Source organism: Mesorhizobium sp. M1A.F.Ca.IN.020.06.1.1 (assembly GCF_004023265.1).
Lineage (GTDB): Bacteria > Pseudomonadota > Alphaproteobacteria > Rhizobiales > Rhizobiaceae > Mesorhizobium.
Map to the genome: position 1 here is coordinate 1 of NZ_RZSR01000471.1, position 4,514 is coordinate 4,514.

At 61.1% G+C, this 4,514-nt stretch carries 4 protein-coding genes; 1 reads left to right on the forward strand and 3 read right to left on the reverse strand.

Features of this window, described 5'->3' with window-relative positions; genetic code table 11:
* From EOA60_RS19985 to clpP, 3 genes are all read right to left on the reverse strand, one after another.
* On the reverse strand, window positions 1–1,060 hold a 1,060-nt coding region (locus tag EOA60_RS19985), incomplete at its 3' end, for an LON peptidase substrate-binding domain-containing protein (RefSeq protein WP_206628175.1).
* A 274-nt stretch (window positions 1,061–1,334) separates the two neighbouring features.
* A complete protein-coding gene (gene clpX / locus EOA60_RS19990) occupies window positions 1,335–2,609 on the reverse strand; it encodes an ATP-dependent Clp protease ATP-binding subunit ClpX (RefSeq protein WP_059185169.1) in 1,275 nt (424 codons plus the stop codon).
* 296 nt (window positions 2,610–2,905) lie between these two features.
* Window positions 2,906–3,535 carry an ATP-dependent Clp endopeptidase proteolytic subunit ClpP gene (gene clpP / locus EOA60_RS19995; protein ID WP_066998854.1) on the reverse strand — a complete coding sequence of 210 codons (630 nt, stop codon included), beginning with the start codon at window positions 3,533–3,535 and terminating at the stop codon, window positions 2,906–2,908.
* 432 nt (window positions 3,536–3,967) lie between these two features.
* Between clpP and EOA60_RS20000 the strand changes: the two genes are divergently transcribed.
* A partial coding sequence (locus EOA60_RS20000; RefSeq protein ID WP_095825236.1) for a hypothetical protein occupies window positions 3,968–4,514 on the forward strand: 547 nt, incomplete at its 3' end.

Below are 4,514 nucleotides of genomic sequence, written 5' to 3' on the forward strand. Positions count from 1 at the left end.
GGATCGGACCCTTGATCTTCTTCTGACGGCTCTGCACGGCGAGATACTCGACGATGCGCTCCTTGACCTTGTCGAGGCCGAAGTGATCGGCGTCGAGCACGTCCTGGGCGTAGCCGAGATCCTGCTTGACCTTGGAGTTCTTGCCCCACGGGATCGACAGCAGCCAGTCGAGATAGTTGCGCACGACCGTCGATTCAGCCGACATCGGCGACATCGACCGCAGCTTCTTCAACTCGGCTTCCGCCTTCTCGCGGGCTTCCTTGGAAAGCTTGGTCTTCTTGATGCGCGCCTCGATCTCGGCAGCCTCGTCGCGGCCGTCCTCGCCCTCGCCGAGCTCCTTCTGGATCGCCTTCATCTGCTCGTTGAGGTAGTACTCGCGCTGCGTCTTCTCCATCTGGCGCTTGACTCTGCTGCGGATGCGCTTCTCCACTTGCAGCACGGAAATCTCGGCTTCCATGAAGCCCATCGCCTTCTCGAGACGCTCCTTGACGGAGAGCGTGGCGAGCATCTCCTGCTTCTCGGGGATCTTGATGGCCAGGTGCGAGGCAACGGTGTCGGCGAGCTTGGAATAGTCGTCGATCTGACTGGCGGCACCTACCACTTCGGGCGAAATCTTCTTGTTCAGCTTGACGTAGTTTTCGAAGTCGGTGACGACCGAGCGGGCCAGCGCCTCGATTTCGACCTCTTCCTCCTCCGGCTCGACCAACGCGGTCGCGCGGGCCTCGTGGAAGTCGGCACGTTCGGTGAACGAGACGATCTTGGCGCGCGAGGCGCCCTCGACCAGCACCTTCACAGTGCCATCGGGAAGCTTCAGGAGCTGCAGCACATTGGCGAGCGTGCCGATGTCGAAAATCGCATCGGGTTCAGGATCATCGTCGGCTGCGTTCATCTGGGTGGCAAGCAGGATCTGCTTTTCCTGACCCATCACTTCTTCCAGCGCCTTGATCGACTTTTCACGCCCGACAAAGAGCGGGACGATCATGTGCGGGAACACGACGATGTCGCGCAGTGGGAGGACTGCAAACACGCCGTCGCCGGAAGCCCTGGATATTTTGGCCATTGTCCAACCTTTCATGTCGCGGCCGCTAATTGAGCCAACCGCGAATCTTATATTAACGACCGAGCGTCGTTCCGCCTACCACCGTTTGTGACGGGAATTTTACAGCGCAGAATTCAGGCCCTCGGCCTTCCGCTGTTAGGTGGATGCGGGCGGTGCAAAGATCAAGGGTTAGCATGCTTTGATCAGCCACTCCATCACCTACAGGTAAGCCCCTCACAGCAAAACGGCGCCACACGGGCGCCGTTCCATGAAAATTTGCCGGATCAGTGCCATTTCAGGCGCTGACATTGCCCTTCTTTTCCTTCTGCTCGGAATAGATGTAAAGCGGCCGGGCGTTACCCGAGACCACCTCTTCCGAGATCACCACCTCGCGCACGCCTTCCAGCGCCGGGAGCTCGAACATCGTATCGAGCAGGATCGCTTCCATGATGGAACGCAGGCCGCGCGCGCCGGTCTTGCGCTCGATGGCGCGCTTGGCGATCGCCGACAGCGCGTTCTCGTGGAAGGTGAGATCCACATTCTCCATCTCGAACAGCCGCTGATACTGCTTGACCAGCGCGTTTTTCGGCTCCGTCAGGATCTGGATCAGCGCCGGCTCGTCGAGGTCCTCGAGCGTCGCCAGAACCGGCAGACGGCCGACGAATTCCGGGATCAGGCCGAATTTCAAAAGATCCTCCGGCTCGACCTGGCGGAACAGGTCGCCCGTGCGGCGATCCTCGGGCGACGCCACGGTTGCGCCGAAGCCGATCGAGGTCTTGCGGCCGCGATCCGAGATGATCTTGTCCAGTCCGGCAAAGGCGCCGCCGCAGATGAACAGGATGTTGGCGGTGTCGACCTGCAGGAATTCCTGCTGCGGGTGCTTGCGGCCGCCCTGCGGCGGCACGGAGGCCACTGTGCCTTCCATGATCTTCAACAGCGCCTGCTGCACGCCCTCGCCCGAGACGTCGCGGGTGATCGACGGGTTGTCCGACTTGCGCGAGATCTTGTCGATCTCATCGATATAGACGATGCCGCGCTGCGCACGTTCGACATTGTAGTCGGCCGACTGCAAGAGCTTCAGGATGATGTTCTCGACGTCCTCGCCGACGTAACCGGCTTCGGTCAGCGTCGTGGCGTCGGCCATGGTGAAAGGCACGTCGATGATGCGGGCGAGCGTCTGGGCGAGCAGCGTCTTGCCGCAGCCGGTCGGCCCGATCAGCAGGATGTTCGACTTTGCCAATTCGACGTCGTTGTTCTTGCCGGCATGCGCGAGGCGCTTGTAGTGGTTGTGGACCGCCACCGACAGCACCCGCTTGGCGTAGGGCTGGCCGATGACATAGTCGTCGAGAACCTTGAGGATCTCTTGCGGGGTCGGCACGCCCTCGCGCGACTTCACCATCGAGGTCTTGTTCTCCTCGCGGATGATGTCCATGCAGAGTTCGACGCACTCGTCGCAGATGAAGACGGTCGGACCGGCGATCAGCTTGCGCACTTCGTGCTGGCTTTTGCCGCAAAACGAGCAATAGAGCGTGTTCTTTGAATCGCCGCCGTTGTTGCTAACTTTGCTCATTTTTCTGTCCTTTCACCGCCCTGCCAGCCGATGGTCTGGTCGCATTGGCGTCTCACCAATCTATCGCAGGAATCCGGCGGCGCCAGTGCCCCGGCTCACACAGCGCATTCCGTCCGAAACACAATCAGAAAACGCGACAATGATTCGCAGCAACCCCATGCAAAGCTAAGCCGTCGAAAATCAACATAGCCTTAACGTAGGCAATCCCGAACCTTGAGGGAACAGGCAATTGTGGCCGAAATGCCGCAAGCCGCGCCAAAAGCGCGTTATCCCGCCATTCAGCCCCCAATCAGAGCCTATGCGGCGGGGGTTTCGCCAAGTTCGCGCGTCGTAATGACCTTGTCGATCAGACCAAACTCCTTGGCTTCGTCGGCGGTCATGAAATGGTCGCGGTCGAGCGTCCGCTCGATCTCGTCATAGCTCTTGCCGGTGTGCTTGACATAGACCTCGTTCAAGCGGCGCTTCAGCTTGATGATGTCCTGCGCATGACGTTCGATGTCCGACGCCTGGCCCTGGAAGCCACCGGACGGCTGATGGACCATGACACGGGCGTTCGGCGTGGCAAACCGCATATCCTTGTGGCCGGCGCAAAGCAGCAACGAGCCCATCGAGGCTGCCTGGCCGATGCAGAGCGTCGATACCGCCGGCTTGATGAACTGCATGGTGTCGTAGATCGCCATGCCCGATGTCACCACACCGCCCGGCGAGTTGATGTACAGGTTGATTTCCTTCTTGGGGTTCTCCGCCTCGAGGAACAAAAGCTGTGCACAAACCAGCGTCGCCATCCCGTCCTCGACCGGGCCGGTGATGAAGATGATGCGTTCCTTCAACAGGCGGGAGAAGATGTCGTAGGCACGCTCGCCGCGATTGGTCTGCTCGACCACCATCGGAACGAGGTTCATGTAGGTTTCGACCGGGTTCTTCATGGACTACCCTTGTTGGATGGATTCCGGCGCCGTAGACCTGAGCAATCGGGCGGAATCGGTTCTGGATCGTTGAATCCTAAATAGGATGCCGGCTCACCCTAGCGCAAGGCCGCCCCTCCTAGCCATCTGGTTAAGTCGAAGCAAGCGGCTCGGCCCAAGGAAATGCTGCAGGTTGCGACGGAGATGGCCCTTTGCCCGAAATGCGAGGGCGCTACCCGGCCGCCACGGTAGCAGTTTCTTAACCGCGCTGCTTAACGACAAGCCGTGAAATCCCCGTCCATGGCGGACCTTCCGATACGCTCCCGCGTTGAACCGGCGTCCTTTTTTCAACGGGGGAACGTCATGTTTAGCCAGAGTTCCTTTTGCACGCGTTCCTTTTGCAAGAGCTCCCTTCGCAAGGGTGCCGCATCGCTCGCCTCGACCAGCCTCGCAATGCTTGCGGCCGTGTCGCAGGCCGCGGCCGGCGGCCGCACGCTCGAATGCTACGAGCCGGTGCATCGGCCGGCGATCTACGACACGGTCTATGAAGAGGTGATGGTGAGCCCCGGCGGCCAGCTCGTCCACTATGACCCGCCGATCTACGGCACGACCGAGAGCATCGAACGGATCGCCACGCCTCGCATCAGCTATGAAGTCGTGCCGGCCGTGACGCGCACCGTCTATCACACGGTCAGGGTGGATGACGGCGGCTATGCCTGGGAATGGCGGGTCATCCACGGCCGCAAGGTGCTGTGCAAGGTGTGGCGTGAGGCGCGCTACGCGCGGGTTGCCAAAACGGTCATCGTCGAGCCGGAGCGCGTCCGGCGCGTCGTCCTTCCGGCCGAATACGAAGGCGTCGCCCGCGAGGTGCTGGTGCGGCCAGGAGAGCGGCGCATCACGGAAATCGCGCCCTCATACCGGAGGGTAGCGCGGCGGGTGGTGGTGCGGGAAGGCTCGACCGACTGGCGGCGGGTGGATATCCCGCGGCACTGCGTGGACT